The organism is Candidimonas sp. SYP-B2681 (genome assembly GCF_003971065.1).
Classification (GTDB): Bacteria; Pseudomonadota; Gammaproteobacteria; order Burkholderiales; family Burkholderiaceae_B; genus Pollutimonas.
Window position 1 is genome coordinate 369,361 of the sequence record NZ_RYDV01000003.1, and the last position, 16,055, is coordinate 385,415.

Here is a 16,055-nt window from a genome sequence, read left to right on the forward strand (position 1 = left end):
TGCTGAATTATTTTTGTCCGGCCATGAGGCTGATGAATTTGTCGAATAGGACCACGATATCGTGTGGGCCGGGACTGGCTTCGGGATGGCCCTGGAAACAAAATGCTGGGCTATCGGTAAGCTCGAACCCTTGCACTGTTCCGTCGAAAAGCGACAGATGCGTGATGCGGGCGTTGGCCGGCAGGGTATCGGCATCGACGTTGAAGCCATGATTCTGACTCGTAATGAAGACCCGTCCGGTGTCCAGATCTTGAACCGGATGATTGGCCCCGTGGTGGCCGGTTTTCATTTTGATTGTCTTGGCTCCGAGCCCCAGACCCAGGATCTGTTGGCCCAGACAAATACCGAATAACGGTATTTTTTGTTCTAAAGCCGCCTTGCAGGCGTCGATGGCGTAAAGGCAAGGCCCCGGATCGCCAGGACCATTGGACAAGAAAATTCCATCGGGTTCCAGAGCCAGTACATCTTCGACCGGCGTCTGAGCCGGTACGAGCGTGATACGGCATCCACGATCGGCCAGTAGTCGAAGGATATTGGTCTTGATTCCGTAGTCGTATGCGACAACATGGTAGGCGCCCGTTTCGGGCTGGCTGAAGCCGCGACCCAATTGCCAGGTGCCCTGGTCCCAATTTTCGGTTGTCTTGGTGGACACGACTTTGGCCAGATCCTGGCCGGACATGCCAGGAAAACCCTTGGCAAGCTGGACAGCACGTTCGGCATCGTCGCCCACAAGGATGCAGGCCCCCTGAGCACCACCTTCGCGCAATATACGCGTGAGCTTGCGGGTATCGACGCCGGAAATGGCAACTATGCCTTCGGCCTTGAGGTTGTCGGGCAATGACTGTGTGGCGCGGAAATTCGACACGCGCAAGGAACAATCCCGTACTACGAGACCTGCGGCATGAATACGACTGGATTCGACGTCTTCGAGATTGACGCCAGTATTTCCGATGTGCGGATACGTTAATGTAACGATCTGCCCGTTGTAGCTGGGATCGGTCAGGATTTCCTGATAGCCCGTCATGGAGGTGTTGAAGACGATTTCGGCGACGCAATAACCATCGGCGCCGATAGAGACACCCTTGAAGATGGTACCGTCTGCCAAGGCAAGGATTGCAGAAGGAGACCTGTTCGGTTCCTCAGGAAAGAGTGACGGCAGCACTGTAAACCCCGGTTGTAAAGTCAATAAGTAAACCTTCGGATTATACCTTGAGACGAAGACCGCTTGAAGAACGGTCAGTAAATACCCGTATCGGCCTGTGCATGCTACGAAAATGGTCTACATTACCAGACACTAACCTGTACTGTTTAATCGGTGTGACTACTACTATGCCCAACCAACTCGAGTCCTTGCGACAGTTCACTACAGTCGTTGCTGACACCGGCGATTTCGAAGCCATACGCATCCATCGGCCTACTGACGCCACGACCAATCCGTCACTTATTCTCAAGGCCGTACAGAAGGAAGAGTATCGCCACCTGCTGGAAAAAGTAGTCACCGATCATGGTCAGCGTCCTGCCAGCGAAATCGTCGACCATTTACTGGTCGCGTTCGGACGTGAAATTTTACAAATCGTGCCCGGGCGCGTCTCCACTGAAGTGGACGCAAGGCTTTCTTTCGACACGCAAGCCAGCATCGAACGCGCACATCAAATTATCGAAATATACGAACGTGCGGGAATCCCGCGTGAGCGAGTCCTGATCAAGCTGGCTTCGACCTGGGAAGGCATACAGGCTGCCAAGATACTGCAGGCCCAAGGGATACGCTGCAATATGACTCTGCTGTTCGCCTTGCCCCAGGCCTTGGCTTGCGCGCAGGCCAAAGCGCAACTGATTTCGCCTTTTGTCGGCCGTATTTACGATTGGTACAAGAAGTCAGCGGGCGAGCAATGGGACGAAGCCGCCAATGCCGGCACAGCCGACCCAGGCGTGAAGTCGGTAAAACAAATCTACGACTATTTTAAGTCCTACGATATTCCAACCGAAATCATGGGCGCGAGCTTCCGTAATATCGGTCAGATACAGGCTTTAGCGGGCTGCGATCTGCTAACGATCAGCCCCGAGCTCCTGGCCCAGCTCGCCGCCAGTACCGATCCGCTACCGCGACAGCTCGATCCCGAGACCTCCAAAGCGCATGCTCCAGAATGGATGGCAAGTAACGAGGTCGCATTCCGCAGCGAGATGAACCAGAGCGCGATGGCGACCGAAAAACTGGCCGAGGGCATACGGCTATTCGCGGCAGACGGCATCAAGCTCGACGCGCTGATTTCCACGGCGCGGCAAGGGTAGCATCAAAGGTATCCTGGCGCCTCGCTTCGACTACCGACAAAAAAAAGGGCCGGATTAACGCCATTTCGGCTAGTCCGGCCCGCTTGTCCTCGCTTGGCAAAACCTTAGAGCTTCTCGGTTTCCCCCGCTTTTGGCTTCCAGGATAAGACTCTGTCTTCGAACAGGGTAACCATGCCATCGAGTATTAGTGCGCACACAGTCAAGACGACAATACCCGCAAACACGGTATTGACGTCGAGCGTACCCTCGGCTTGCAGAATCAGATAGCCAACACCACTAGCCGAGCCCAGGTATTCGCCAACGACGGCCCCCACGAATGCCAGGCCGACCGACGTATGCAAACTGGAAAACACCCAGCTTGTTGCCGAAGGTATATAAACATGGCGCAATAGCTGTTTACGGTTGGCACCCAACATGCGTGCGTTATCCAGCAACGTGGAGCTGACTTCCCGCACCCCTTGGTACACGTTGAAGAAAACGATAAAAAACACCAGTGTTACGGCAAGCGCAACCTTGGACCAGATACCCAATCCAAACCACATTCCAAAAATTGGCGCGAGAATAACGCGAGGCATCGAATTCGCGGCAGTAATGTAGGGATCGAGCAAAGCACTGGCGCCGCGAGACAGGCCTAGCCACAACCCAAAGCCCAGGCCAGCGACGGTTCCAATGACAAATGCCAGTACCGTTTCCGTCAGCGTCACGCCCAGGTGGCGGTAGATGTCGGCATTGCCTACAAACCACATCCAGATAACCCTGGCGACCTCAATGGGTTGGCCGAAGAAAAAGGCAAAGTTTTTGTCACGGGATGCAAAATGCCATGCGGCCAGCACGATTACCAAAAGGAGAATCTGCCAGAACCGCATGGTGAAGGAGTTAGATTTATTTGACTTCGACATCTTAGGCCCGCTTTTGTTGGGCATAGCCCTTTAACACTTCTTCACGCAAGACATCCCAGATCGCCTTGTGCAGCTCGATGAACCGTGGGTGGCTGCGCACCTCGGCCACGTCCCGGGGGCGGGGAATATCAATATCGAATTCTCCGATGGGGTGCGTACCCGGGCCCGCGGACAACACCACCACCCTGTCGCTCATGGCTATCGCTTCGTCTAGATCGTGCGTGATGAATAGCACTGCCTTGCGCTGCGTCATCCAGATATCGAGAACTTCGTTTTCCATCAACTGGCGTGTCTGGATATCGAGCGCGGAGAACGGCTCGTCCATGAGGATGATGTCAGGGTCGCGAATCAAGGTCTGGGCCAACATGGTGCGCTTGCGCATACCCCCAGACATTTGGTGCGGATAGCGGTTCTCGAAGCCGCCCAGCCCCACTCGTTTCATCCATTCGCGCCCGAGCTCCTGAGCCTCTGCGGTGGCGACATTAGCGAATTCAAGGCCGGCGGTTATGTTCGACAAAGCGCTACGCCAGGGCATGAGCGCTTCGCCCTGGAACATATAGCCAGCACGGTGATTTACGCCTTGCAGCGTTTTACCAAACACTTTCACTTCGCCCGATGACGGCGCCAGCAAGCCGGCCCCGACATTCAGTAGCGTGGACTTGCCGCAGCCAGTTGGCCCTACCACCGAGACGAACTCGCCGGGGGCAATGGAGATAGAAGCCTCCTTTACCGCGGTATATCCATTATTGCCGCCGTCGTGGGAAGCGAATGTGCAGGTAATGTTGTCAAGCAATAGTGCAGCGTCAGGCATTCGGATACTTTTTATTGGCTTTGGCCACGAAATCGTTGGTCCAGATTTTTGAAACGTCGATCTTGTCGGCGGGGAAATTAGGCACAAAGGCTGTCAGGGCCTTTAATGCGGTTTGCGGACCGTCTTCTGGTACGCTGCCATCCGGCGACAAGGCTTCTTTATTGCCGGCAAGTGCAAGCTTGTAAAGGTCGGGGTCGCCCAGCAAATAAGTTTTAGGTACGACCGCCGCAATTTCTTCCGGGCTGGCAGACTGTATCCACTTGTCGGCGCGTACGATGGCATTGGCCAAGGCCTGTGTGGTATTTGGGTTCTTGTCGATAAATTCCTGAGACGTGTACAGGCAACCCGATGGCATATTGCCACCGAAAATTTGCATCGTATCTTTCAGGGTACGAGTATCGGCAATGGCTTTGACGGCATTTTCCTTGATCAGGGTGCTGATTACGGGATCCAGGTTGGCCATGGCGTCGATTTGACCCGTACGCATTGCCGTAATGGCGCCAGCGCCCGCGCCTACACCAATGAACGATACATCGGTGGGCTTCAGACCGTGTTGGGCCAGGAAAAAACTGACCATCATGTTGGTAGAGGAGCCGGGCGCCGTAACGCCGATTTTCTTGCCTTTCAAGTCGGCTGGCGTCTTGTAGTCGGCCATGGTCTTGTTCGACACGACCAGCACGATCATCGGGGCACGCCCCTGCTGAGCAAACGCGCGGTATGCCTGACCCTTGGACTGCAAGGTTATGGTGTGTTCAAACGCACCTGAAACGACATCAGCGCTGCCGCCGACAACTGCTTGCAAGGCCTTTGAACCGCCCGCGAAATCGACGATCTGGGCATTGAGCCCTTCTTCCTTGAAATAGCCCTTGATATTGGCAATGGACAATGGCAGGTAATAAATAAGCGCCTGGCCACCGACGGCAATGACCACGTCCTTTTTTTCAAGCTGTTGAGCCTGGACGATTCCGGGCGCAACGCTCGCTGCACCTGCAACACCGGCCAACTTTAGTAGATCGCGACGAGATATAGACATGCAATGTCTCCTTGAGATGTTAATTTTTTTACATATTACCCGAGAATGCCGGGTTTCCTTATCGGTATATGCCCCAGCCGAGTTCAGGTGCTGCGTCTTTCCATCAAGGCCCACGCAATTGTGCCTGCATCGACATACTCGAGCTCGCTTCCAGCGGGAACCCCACGAGCCAGCCGGGTCACGGATAATCCCTGTGCACCGAGCAGCTCGGACAGGTAATGGGCCGTCGTTTCGCCCTCTGCCGTGAAGTTGGTGGCAAGAATGACTTCTTGCACGACACCATCGGAGGCGCGCCGGATCAAGCGATCGAACTGAAGCTCGTCGGGACCCACACCTTCGAGGGGCGCAAGCCGCCCCATCAGCACGTAATACAAGCCACGGTAGCCGTGGCTCGATTCAATCATGTTCTGGTCGGCCGGAGTTTCGACCACACAAAGCACTGCCGGATCGCGTTTGGGATTGCTGCAGGTCGCGCAGACTTCGTCTTCAGAAAATCCATTGCATCGGGTGCAATGACGCAAGCCTTGCACGGCATTGGCCAAGGCTCGACTGAGCTGATCGGCACCGGCCTGGTCATGTTGAAGCAGATGGTACGCCATACGTCGGGCCGAGCGTACTCCCACGCCAGGCAAGCGGCGCAATGCGTCGATCAGCGCTTTGAGCGGCTCGGGCTCGGGCAGCTGTTCGTCCATCAGAATGGCAGCTTCATTCCCGGAGGCAAAGGCATACCGGCCGTCACAGCAGACATTTTCTCTTGTGAGGTGGATTCAGCCTTGCGCAGTGCATCGTTGAACGCGGCGGCAACCAGATCCTCGAGCATGTCTTTGTCGTCTGCGAGCAGACTGGGATCAATCGTGACCCGTTTGACGTCGTGCCGGCAAGTCATGGACACTTTGACGAGCCCGCCGCCGGAACTGCCTTCGACAACAATATCGGCGAGAGCATCCTGAGCCTTTTTCATGTTTTCCTGCATTTGTTGCGCTTGGCGCATCAAACCGGCTATCTGACCTTTCATCATGATTTACATTCCTGAAGTAAAAGAATAAGTAGCGACTATGCAGCCCGAGTCAGGGGCACGGCGCTAATGGATCCGGGCACCACCTTAGCGCCGAATTCACTGATAAGAGTTTGTACGAATGGGTCAGCCGCAACGGCCTGCTCGGCGTTTTGCTGTCGCACGACTTTTTGCGCCTGCTCGACCGCGTGAGCGGTTTCGTCACCGGTTGCGCCGTATTCCACATTAAGCTGAACCACCGTGCCAAAGTGCTCGGACAGCACAGTACACAAACGTGCCCGTCCCGGACTTTCGGCAAGGGTCCGAATGGCGACGCGCAAGTTGACTTGATCGCCCTTCAGGTCGAGCCACTCGCTTTGCCGCGCGAGTTCGGCGGCCAGTCCGGTTACGGGCAAAGACGCCGCCAGGGCGGGCCATGCCTGAGCCGTCATGTTACGCAGACGTGGAGACTTGGTCTTCTTGCGCTCTGCAGTGAATACCGGCGCGGCGAGCTCGACCGAGGCTTCGATGGCAGAATCCTGAATCTCGAACCCAGGATCGCCCATCTCAACCGGTTCAAAATGTCCGTCGTCGGCAGAATCGGCATCCTGAAAATGAAGTGTTTCGAACGCTTCGGGCTCGAGGGTTTCAAATTCAGTGTTTTGTTCGACTGCAGCAAAAACTGACTTGGCAGGGGAATCCGGCTTTATATCTGGCTGAACGACGCTTTCCGGTGCGGGGGCGTCGACGCCTGCCACAGACGCCGACGGCTCGTCTTCCCAAGCGGGAATGTCGTCTGGCGCAAAGGTGACTGGGGCGGCATCGTTAGCGGCTTGCAGTGGAACAGGAGGCGATACTGGCGGCGTCGCAACCATGGCAGGCGGCACAACCGACGTGGCCCTTGATGCCATCGCAGCCGGTTCGGCCACGGCCGCGGCCGCCTGAACCTGGGGCTCCGCGGCAGCTGCGCCGCCCGGCGACGATTCGACAGCAGAGCCTGACGGCAATGAGGGGGGACTGGGTGGCGGCACGGTACCGATGGGAACTAGCGCCAGCATGCGCAGGCACGCCATGACAAATCCAGCGTACTCGTCGGGGGCCAGAGAAAGTTCCTGGCGACTATGCACTGCCACCGAATAAAACAGCTGTGCTTGATCAGGATGCAGGCGCGCGGCCAGCTGCACAATATCTTCAGCCTGTGGATCGTCGGCGGGGATGGTGCCTGGTATACGCTGCTGGATAGCGACGCGCGATAGCAGGACGGCCAAGTCGGCCAGCGCTCCCGAATACGATAAACCACGCGCGGCAAGTTCGTCGGCGACGCGCAAAACTTGAACGGCATCACCTACTGCCAGCGCTTGCAGCAAATCCACCAAGTGACGATGATCGATCGTGCCCAACATACCTTGTACGGCTTCGGCGGTAAGATCGCCCGCACTGTAGGCGATGGCCTGATCGGTCAGCGATAGCGCGTCGCGCATCGAGCCCGAGGCAGCTTGCGCCAACAAACGCAGGGCAGGCGTTTCGAACGGCATCGATTCCTGAGCAAGTACGCTCTGGAGGTGAGCAACGATGGATTCCGCTGTCATTTGCTTCAGATTGAACTGCAGGCAGCGTGACAAGACCGTTACCGGTATTTTTTGGGGATCGGTTGTGGCAAGAATGAATTTAACGTGGGGCGGCGGCTCTTCGAGCGTCTTCAACATGGCGTTGAACGCATGCCCCGTCAGCATGTGGACTTCGTCGATCATGTAGACTTTGAATCGGCCGCTGCCTGGCGCGTATACCGCTTGCTCGAGCAGCTGGGTCATTTCTTCGACGCCGCGGTTAGAAGCCGCGTCGAGCTCTACATAATCAACAAAACGACCTTCATCGATTTCTGTGCAGGCGCGACAAACGCCACAAGGGGTCGCCGTAATGCCGGCTTCGCAGTTAAGCGACTTGGCGAGAATACGCGAGAGTGTGGTCTTACCTACGCCTCGTGTGCCGGTAAACAACCATGCATGATGCAAGCGCTGGGTGGACAAGGCGTGCGTCAGGGCCCGGACTACATGGTCCTGACCAATAAGGGTGTCAAACGAACGTGGCCGCCATTTACGCGCCAATACCAGATAAGTCATGCAAAAAGCTAAAAGCCGGAAGTTATCGAACGATAAACGAAAAGTGTACCGGATTAGTCGCGCGCTTGGGGTATTTGGAGGGAGACAACGAGAAAAACAAGAAGGCGAGCCTGACTTCGGCACTGATCCTAAGCGACTATGGCTGCTTCGTTCCCGACCTGACCAGTTTCACCGCCGGACCATGCGAAGGGGCCCGCCAGAAAAGAGTTTAACAGGAGTTTGACTGCACAGGGGCCGCAAACCCCTGCGATTGAGCAAACGTGCCGAATCTCAGCTTATCGTTAGCCGTAATCGACCCATACATCGGCCCTTGGGAAGTAAAGAGCACCACGCGCAGGACGACCGTCCAGCGCACTGACGTGCGCGCAATAGCGTTCAATCTGTTCACGATAGCGTTCACGCATGCGCTGGGCGAAAGCATCGCTACTTTCGTCGTTGCGCGGTATGCCGGTTTTGTAATCGACTACCAGCCAGTCCTGCTCCTGGGATATCGCCAGATCGATCACGGAAACACGCCCGCTAACATCAAGAAGTGACCATTCCCTATGAGCGCGTGCCGCCCATAACAGCCACTGACCCTTCGGACTTGCCAGCGTCGCCACCAACGTTTCACGCAATACCTCTGCAGCGGGATCGATGGCCGTACCCACAAGTCCGGCCCGGCTCAGTTGCTTGCGAAACACCGGCAAACAGGACTCGACGCGCTCCACTGTCCAGTATTCCGGCCCCTCTTTGCCGATACGTTCGAGCCATGCGTGAGCGACTGTGCCAATTGTGGCCTCGTACCCCGAATCAGGGCGCCAATTCCAGGCGCTGGCGTGCCGCTTTTCCTCGGATGGCGCTGCTTCTACCGGAAGAGATTCCTCAGGCCTGCGCACTAACAATCGTTCGGGCCGGGATGCCTCCGGAACATCCGAGCCGGTGATGCCAAGCTCGGTCAGATCGGGAATCTGAGGCGCCTTCATATGATCCCATAAGCGGCCCAGCAAGGAGGTTGCCTCTGGCTTCTTTATCTCGCCCCCCTCTTCAATGCCGACTACGCCGATGAGGTGCAATTGTTCACGGGCACGCGTCAAGGCCACATATAAAAGCCGGTCAGCCTCGTAGGCCCCGCGTTTCTTGTCACGACCTGCCAAATACACGGATACCGGATCGTGTTCGTCGGAGACCTTGTGCTTAATCGGCCCCAGCAAGAGTTCCCCGCCGCTGTGCTCGAAACGCATCAAAGGCGACGTATCGGCCTTGGGACGGCGATGCAGGCCAGCCAGAATGACGGTATCGAACTCCAGCCCCTTGGACTTGTGTATGGTCATGACCTCTACGGCTCGTCCGCTGCTATTGGGCGCGGCGTAGAGTTTCTCCAGCTTGCTATCCAGTTCAAGTGGATCGAGGTTGCCGTAAGGCGCCAACTCTTCGATCAAGCGAAACAGGCGCTCGATATCGGCTGAATCGCTTTGGCTGCTGTAGACGCCAGGGGCGCCCAGGCGCTGCCAACATTGTTCCAGCCATGCGGCAAAGGGAATCGATCCCGACATATTGCTATCGTCGAGCAGCACTGTCGCCGCATGGCGCATTCGTCGGGCTTCGACAGGGTCGAGATCCGCCAGGCCTTCGCAATCGTGCGCCAACCATCTGGAAAGCAACACGGGTATGGTCGTGTGCAGATCGGTACCACACAAGGCATGCAAACTGGCTAAAGTAAGACCGCATAATGGTGAGCGAAGAACTGACAACCATGCCAAGCGATCCGCAGGATGCGATAAGGCTCGGGCCAGTTGAGCGGCATCAATCACGGCCTGTCGAGATTTCAGAGACACCAGTTCTACGGCGCGGCAGGGAATGTTCTGTTGAGCCAGACGATGCACTATGCTGTCAAGATGCGAACGCGCCCGCACCAGGATGGCCACAGGATGTTCGCTTTCGGGATTTCGCCCCAAGGCCTCCTTGGCCAGCTGTATCGCAATGGACTCTGCGGTAGCGACCGGATCGCACGCCTCTTCGGCTTGCTTGCCTTTGAGGGTCCAGACAGGGTGGAACTCGACGCCAAGGCCCTCGACCTCTTCGTTGAACGCAACGGAAGCGGTATAGCGTATTGCGCCCAGCCCGGAGTGATCCTCTTTTGGAAAAATCGGCTTGCAGGTTTTATTGACCCATTCGACCAGACCGGCCTGAGAACGAAAGTTATCCTTGAGCTCAAGCGGAATCAGTGAAACCTCACCCAGACCCTGCTCTTTTACTGTCAGGAACAGGCCCACTTCCGCTTTCCGAAAGCGATAAATCGATTGCATGGGATCGCCCACCAGAAACAGCGTGCGGCCATCATCGGGCATCCACCCGGAGGTAAGGCGCTCAAGCAACTCGATCTGAGACTGGCTGGTGTCCTGGAATTCGTCGACCAATATGTGGCGGATCACCGTGTCCAAAGCAAGCAGCAGATCACTGGGGTCGTCCACCCTTCCCAAGGCTTCAAGTGCGCGCCGCGAAATTTCAGTGAAGTCGACCTCAGCGGTTTCGGTGAAGCGGACATTCAATTGGGCGGCCGCCAGCCACAGCACTTCGATCAGCACACGCAGGATTTCCTGTTGCTCATCGCTATAACCATGGCACGGAGCGCTACGGAGGTCGGCTAGCGCGGCAATCCATGGATCGGACTCGGGCATTGCCTTGATCCAGGCGATAAAATCGTCTTTATAGGCAGATTTAGGCTCGAATCCCTGACTGATATTAACCGTACGCCTGAGCTTGTTGTCTTTGGTAAGCAGCATGCTGGCCAATGCCTGCCACTGCGGCAGGCACGAAATATCGGTGCCGAACGGTGTTCCTTCCCAGTCTTCCAGAACGCAGCACTCGGCCTGTATACCTTTGCTGGCCAAGACACTTGCGGCACGGGATACCAAAGGTGCCAGGGACGGTGCCCAACCCACAGGCATGGACTGAGTCAAGCGCTGCAAATCGATTTCAACCGCTTTGTCCAGATTCTCCAGCAACTGGTCGACGTCACTGCCGGAAGCCAGCAGCGGCAGCCAGTGATCACGGCTGGCCAGCATACTGGCCAACAAATTTTGAGCACTTTGCCTATTGACATCCAGATGCGAGATGAACTTTGCAACGGATTCGTTCTCGTCGGCCATGGAAAGCGTGGCTTTGGCCGCCGCGTCGTAGTGCTGTTCGGCGTTGTCGGCAATGGCAGGCAAACCGCCCAGAGAGCTGAGCCACGGCATAGCCCGCACCAGATAAGTACAGAACGAATCTATGGTGCGGATGCTCAGGCGCGCCGGGTACTGTAGAAGATTCCAGCCCAGATCATCGTTGCGCTGCATGGCCTTGCGAGCCAGTTGCCAACTGCGCTTCCTATATTCCTCGGCGGGACAAGGCCCGCAGCCTGCGGCAAGCTTGCTTAGTACCCGGGCATGCATTTCCGATGCCGCCTTGCGGGTAAAGGTGATTGCCACGATTTCTTCGGGCCGGTTCACGGTCGCCAATAGTGCCAGTATTCGATCGGTTAGAAGCTCGGTTTTGCCGGATCCCGCAGGCGCCTGAATGATAAAGGACTTCGTCGGATCGACGGCGGCCTCACGAACGGCACTGTCGCTGGGCTGTTTAATCGACACGCTGGTATTCCTCGGTTAGACGCAAAAACGGCAGAACGTCGCAATACTTTATATCGTCTGCACGCAGGCTTTGATTGCAGGCGACACCGTTTGCATATTCGTCTGCAAGACCTTCGATGGTACGGCGCCATTCGGCCATCAACCCATTCCAGGTATAGTCGGTGAAAGCGGGCCATTCCTGCACTGCCGACAAGCCGTCAAGACCGTAATCGCCGTCGACCAGGCCTTTCAGATTGACTTCCCTGGCATGCAGCCTTGCCAGAACAAGCGCGGCAACCGTCTGGTCTTCGCCAGCCAACACTGCTGCGTAAAAGGGCAACTGCAGACCCACCGGCCGCGGGCGCATCCAGTCGGACTTTGGATCTATGCCGGCATCGCCCGCCTTGTAGTCGATTACAGCCAGGCGGCCGTCATGCAGTTCGTCGATACGGTCGAGACGCAGGCTAAGCTCAAGCGCGCCGTGCGACCACTGGTATTTTTGTTCCACGTCGCGCACCCGAAAGGCCTTGCGCCTCATTTCGAGCATAAGCCAATCGGCGAGCACTCGAAGAGCCCGGCAGGACTCCAGCGAACGCAATACCTCACCGTAGTCTTGCAGACACTCGTCTGCCGCCTGCGCCACTGCTTGTTCAAGCAAACCGGTCAGTCTGCCGCCATGATGCAGATCGTTAAGAGCTTGCTGATCGGGCACCAGCCGCCACACGAGCTCTATGGCGCGATGCAGGAACACACCCCTAGCGTTTTGGTCCGAGATGTCAGCATAGTCGGCCAGCTGGCTCGCGCCGAGCCGGTACTTTACAAAAGCCCATAATGGATTGCGTGCCTGGGTATCGATTACGCCTATGCCTCCCCGAGTGATGCTGCCAGCGGTAAGGGGTGGGCCCTGGTCATCCTGCACGAATTCCAGAAGGCATTGCGCTTGCGTTACCGGAGCAACTTCGCGCTGCGATATTTCCAGATCGGCAATACAAGGGCTGGGACGCAGCTCGCTTTCGCCTTCGTGCTGGGCATGGCTGAACAAAATGTCGGGTGCACAATTGAGCAAGGCTTGGTACATCGTACGAGCCCAATGGAGTTCGCGTTCGGGAGTGGCTCGCGGAGCATTGGCCAGACGCAGTGCCGCCAACGGAATGAAAGGATTTGGCTTGGGGACAGCAGGCAGAACGTCGTCGGTAAGGCCCAATACCCAAATGCCGTCCCAGCGTCCGCCTTCAGACTCGAGGAAACCGAGTACGTCGAGGCGCGCAGCCGGATCGCGCTGCGGCTGAAACGGTGTTTCGCGGGCCAATCGGGCCAGCATGGCCACCGCCGTGCCAAACCCGGTAGCCCCGGCCGCTGGAGCCTGCCGGGCGTAACGGTCTATTAGGCCATCGAATGCTTCCACCACCTGATAAGCGTGACTGTCGAGCCGATTTTGCCCGGGAAAACCAAGAGCCTCCAGCCATCGGCGAAAACGTGCTGCCCAGATGTCGATCGCCGCTGAACCGGTGTCATCGGGCCAGAGGCTTATACACTGCCTCCAGGCCAGTGCCAATTGGGGAGTATGTTGCCCGAGCAAGTCTGCGAAATCCGCCATCGCGACGTTGATCTTTGCCTGTTTGCGCCAGACAGCGTCGATCGTGGCACGGCCAGACGCTTCCTGCTGACCGCCAGCACAGCCGCCTGCCAACAATGCCTGTCCTAGCTCAATCGGCTCGCAATGCTTTTTTTGTGCAAGCTGGGCCATCACTCGAAGCCAGGCGAGCGCGGCGCGGACGAGCGGCCACTCGGACAAAGGGCGCGCAACGGCGATGTTGTAAGGAAGCGGTTCGCCATTCGCATCGGCGCCAAGCGCCGCACGCAAACTGCGATGAGCCAACACAACATCGGCTTCAAGGCGAGCCGCCACAATGGCATACCGACCGGTAGGATCCTCCTTAAGCTGGCCCGCGGCCCATTGCGCGGCCAAGGTCCATTCTTTATCGGGGTCAGCCGCTACGACTCGGCGCACCCGTTCTGCCGGGTTTTCACCTTGTTCCAACGCGAGCAACTCGATACCCTGTCGTTGCAGTGCGGTCAGCAAACTGGAAAAACGCGGTGAGACTTCGTTGAATCCGGCAAGCACCAACGTTGAAAATGGCATTTCAAGCAGGCCATTGCTGATGGCATCATGAATTCTTTGGTAGGCAACGTTGCCATCCTCGATATCAAGCTCGAGCAACAGCTTACGATAACGCGCGCGCCATACGTTGAAACGCTGATAATCGGTCGTCTCGACCTCTGAAGGCACCTGTATACGCCATTCGTCCAATAAATGGTCCGCCTGGGCCGCCAGACGGGCAGCCTGGGAAACATCGAGCAATACGTGGTCAGACTCGGCCTCGGCGATCACCCTTTGCCACAGAAACTGGGAGCCGAAGGCATCAAGAGTGTGCGCCGCCAACCCGGCCTCGGGCACAAAAGAAAGCTGATCGGCGATATGAGCCAGCCATCCTGACAAAGGCATGATGTCGGGCACCGCCATCACTTTGCGGGTTTCCGTCAAACGGGAGGAGAGTTCCGCCAGAATACGACGGGCATGCCGATTGTTGACCGTCAGAATCAAGGTGGTGCCAGCATGGAGCTCCGGCAAAGAAGCCAAGGAGATAGGCCTGAAGGTTGCAATCATTATTCCGGTGGCACCAAGTCAGTAAGCAATAGCACCATTCTAACGAGAAAGACCCCAGCGAAAACGACGGCGCACATTTGGCTTGCTGCTCCAGACGAATGAAGATTGGATAAATGTAAGGCACGGCTTACACTAGCTTATGACCAAGTCAAACAGCATCTCGCCAAATGCTCCCGCCATAGAACTTAGCGGTGCGATATCCTTACGTTCGGGGCAACACAGCTGGGGCAATCAAAAACGCATGGCATTGCTCGACGCGATCGGGCAAGAAGGTTCGATCACCGCGGCGGCCAGGAAGATAGGGCTAAGTTATAAAGCCGCATGGGACGCCGTGGACACCATGAATAATTTGGCGGGCGAAGCACTGGTTTTACGTTCCATCGGTGGACCGCACGGAGGCGGCGCCAAGCTGACCAAACGAGCCCACGAGCTGATAAGGCTTTATCAAGCTGTAAATCAGGAGCACAAGCGATTCATTGCTTTGCTGTCCAGGGCAAATAACGAGTGTTTTCAAAATCTGGAGCTTATGCAACATATGATGATTGAAACTTCAGCGCGCAACAAGCTACTAGGTGTCGTCGACCACATCAGCCCCGGTGCGATAAATGATGAAGTCGCGCTGACAGTGGGCGACGGGATTCAGATAATCGCCACCATAAGCAAAGAAAGTGTACAAAGCCTTGACCTGTATCCGGGAAAACGGGCAATTGCCTTTATTCAGGCGTCTTCGGTGATCGTCGGTTTGCCCGGCGGAGACCTCAGGCTTTCGGCCCGCAATCAATTACAGGGAACCGTTAACCGTATCGTCACCGGAGCCGTGAATGCCGAAGTCAGCATAGCGTTGGAACAAGGCCAGATCATTGCGGCAATGCTCAGTAAAGAAAGCCTTGAGTCCATGGATCTAAAAGAAGAACAAGCCGCCTATGCGATTTTCAAGGCATCCAGCGTCATGCTCGGCGTATTGGACTAAGGAATCGTCAACTGATCCGGACGGCAATGCCGGACAATCCTGCCATTCTCAATTTCATACACATGGTCTGCGAGCGCGATGGCATCGTCAGGATCATGAGTAATCAGGATGGTGGGAATATTCAGGCTCGCCTGCAGCCCGGCAAGTCGGTCGCGGGTTCGCAGACGCAAACCGGCGTCCAATGCCGCCAATGGTTCATCGAGCAACATCAGGCTCGGTTGCACCGCCAGGGCCCGAGCCAGCGCAACACGTTGCTTCTGACCTCCGGATATTTCGGCGGGATAACTATTTAGAACCGATCCAAGCTCAAAATCTTCGGCCCATTGCCGAGCCGCTTCCGGCAAGCCCTTGCGCCGCATGTTGAACCAACCCTTCCTTAAGCCGAACGCAATATTCTGCGCGACAGTCAGATGAGGAAATAAACCATAGTCTTGTTGCAGGTAAGCCAGGCGACGATCTTGGGGTGAGAGGCAAGTCGCCGATTCCGAATCATAGAAAGTAGTACCGTTCACCCGAATAAAGCCGCTATCCGGGCGCAGCAGGCCCGCTATGGCCTGGATCGTCAGCGTTTTGCCCGAGCCCGATGGGCCAAACAAGGCAATGCGCGATCCCTTCGATTCCAATTCGATTTCCAGCAGAAATTCACGCTTGCCCGCCAGTACTCGACGCTTTATATGCATG

12 protein-coding genes and 1 other RNA gene are annotated in these 16,055 nt (G+C 56.5%); 2 read left to right on the plus strand and 11 right to left on the minus strand.

The window, feature by feature from the left end; all coding sequences use genetic code 11:
* Positions 1-7: 7 nt before the first annotated feature.
* Positions 8-1,162 (minus strand): glutamine-hydrolyzing carbamoyl-phosphate synthase small subunit, encoded by a 1,155-nt coding sequence (gene carA, locus EKL30_RS08985; protein ID WP_199748524.1) that lies wholly within the window; start codon positions 1,160-1,162, stop codon positions 8-10.
* A gap of 167 nt (positions 1,163-1,329) precedes the next feature.
* Between carA and tal the strand changes: the two genes are divergently transcribed.
* Positions 1,330-2,289, plus strand: a complete 960-nt coding sequence (gene tal / locus EKL30_RS08990) for a transaldolase (protein ID WP_126706872.1) — start codon at positions 1,330-1,332, stop codon at positions 2,287-2,289.
* A 104-nt stretch (positions 2,290-2,393) separates the two neighbouring features.
* On the opposite strand, the gene EKL30_RS08995 is transcribed toward tal, so the two are convergent.
* The 9 genes from EKL30_RS08995 to EKL30_RS09035 all read right to left on the minus strand — a co-directional run bounded on the left by EKL30_RS08995 (position 2,394) and on the right by EKL30_RS09035 (position 14,404).
* The gene (locus EKL30_RS08995; RefSeq protein ID WP_126706873.1) at positions 2,394-3,188 is read right to left on the minus strand and encodes an ABC transporter permease; all 795 of its coding nucleotides are present in this window, start codon (positions 3,186-3,188) and stop codon (positions 2,394-2,396) included.
* 1 nt (position 3,189) lies between these two features.
* The gene (locus EKL30_RS09000) at positions 3,190-3,999 is read right to left on the minus strand and encodes an ABC transporter ATP-binding protein (protein WP_126706874.1); all 810 of its coding nucleotides are present in this window, start codon (positions 3,997-3,999) and stop codon (positions 3,190-3,192) included.
* Positions 3,992-5,032, minus strand: coding sequence for an ABC transporter substrate-binding protein (locus tag EKL30_RS09005; protein ID WP_126706875.1), 1,041 nt, complete (start codon positions 5,030-5,032; stop codon positions 3,992-3,994). The genes EKL30_RS09000 and EKL30_RS09005 overlap by 8 nt, the downstream gene beginning before the upstream one ends.
* 83 nt (positions 5,033-5,115) lie before the next feature.
* Positions 5,116-5,724 carry a recombination mediator RecR gene (gene recR, locus EKL30_RS09010; RefSeq protein WP_126706876.1) on the minus strand — a complete coding sequence of 203 codons (609 nt, stop codon included), beginning with the start codon at positions 5,722-5,724 and terminating at the stop codon, positions 5,116-5,118.
* A complete protein-coding gene (locus EKL30_RS09015; protein WP_126706877.1) occupies positions 5,724-6,050 on the minus strand; it encodes a YbaB/EbfC family nucleoid-associated protein in 327 nt (108 codons plus the stop codon). The genes recR and EKL30_RS09015 overlap by 1 nt, the downstream gene beginning before the upstream one ends.
* 35 nt (positions 6,051-6,085) lie before the next feature.
* Positions 6,086-8,146 carry a DNA polymerase III subunit gamma/tau gene (locus EKL30_RS09020; RefSeq protein ID WP_126706878.1) on the minus strand — a complete coding sequence of 687 codons (2,061 nt, stop codon included), beginning with the start codon at positions 8,144-8,146 and terminating at the stop codon, positions 6,086-6,088.
* A gap of 100 nt (positions 8,147-8,246) precedes the next feature.
* Positions 8,247-8,344: signal recognition particle sRNA small type (gene ffs, locus EKL30_RS09025), an RNA gene on the minus strand.
* A gap of 83 nt (positions 8,345-8,427) precedes the next feature.
* The gene (locus EKL30_RS09030) at positions 8,428-11,757 is read right to left on the minus strand and encodes an exodeoxyribonuclease V subunit beta (RefSeq protein WP_126706879.1); all 3,330 of its coding nucleotides are present in this window, start codon (positions 11,755-11,757) and stop codon (positions 8,428-8,430) included.
* On the minus strand, positions 11,747-14,404 hold the full coding sequence (locus tag EKL30_RS09035; protein ID WP_126706880.1) for a PD-(D/E)XK nuclease family protein: 2,658 nt from the start codon (positions 14,402-14,404) through the stop codon (positions 11,747-11,749). Before EKL30_RS09035 ends, EKL30_RS09030 begins: the two co-directional genes overlap by 11 nt.
* A 139-nt stretch (positions 14,405-14,543) precedes the next feature.
* On the opposite strand from EKL30_RS09035, the gene EKL30_RS09040 reads away from it, so the two are divergent.
* Positions 14,544-15,374 (plus strand): TOBE domain-containing protein, encoded by an 831-nt coding sequence (locus EKL30_RS09040; protein ID WP_126706881.1) that lies wholly within the window; start codon positions 14,544-14,546, stop codon positions 15,372-15,374.
* Here the strand turns inward: EKL30_RS09040 and EKL30_RS09045 are convergent.
* Positions 15,371-16,054, minus strand: a complete 684-nt coding sequence (locus EKL30_RS09045) for an ABC transporter ATP-binding protein (protein WP_370246246.1) — start codon at positions 16,052-16,054, stop codon at positions 15,371-15,373. The two genes, EKL30_RS09040 and EKL30_RS09045, sit on opposite strands and share 4 nt — an antisense overlap.
* Position 16,055 lies beyond the last annotated feature (1 nt).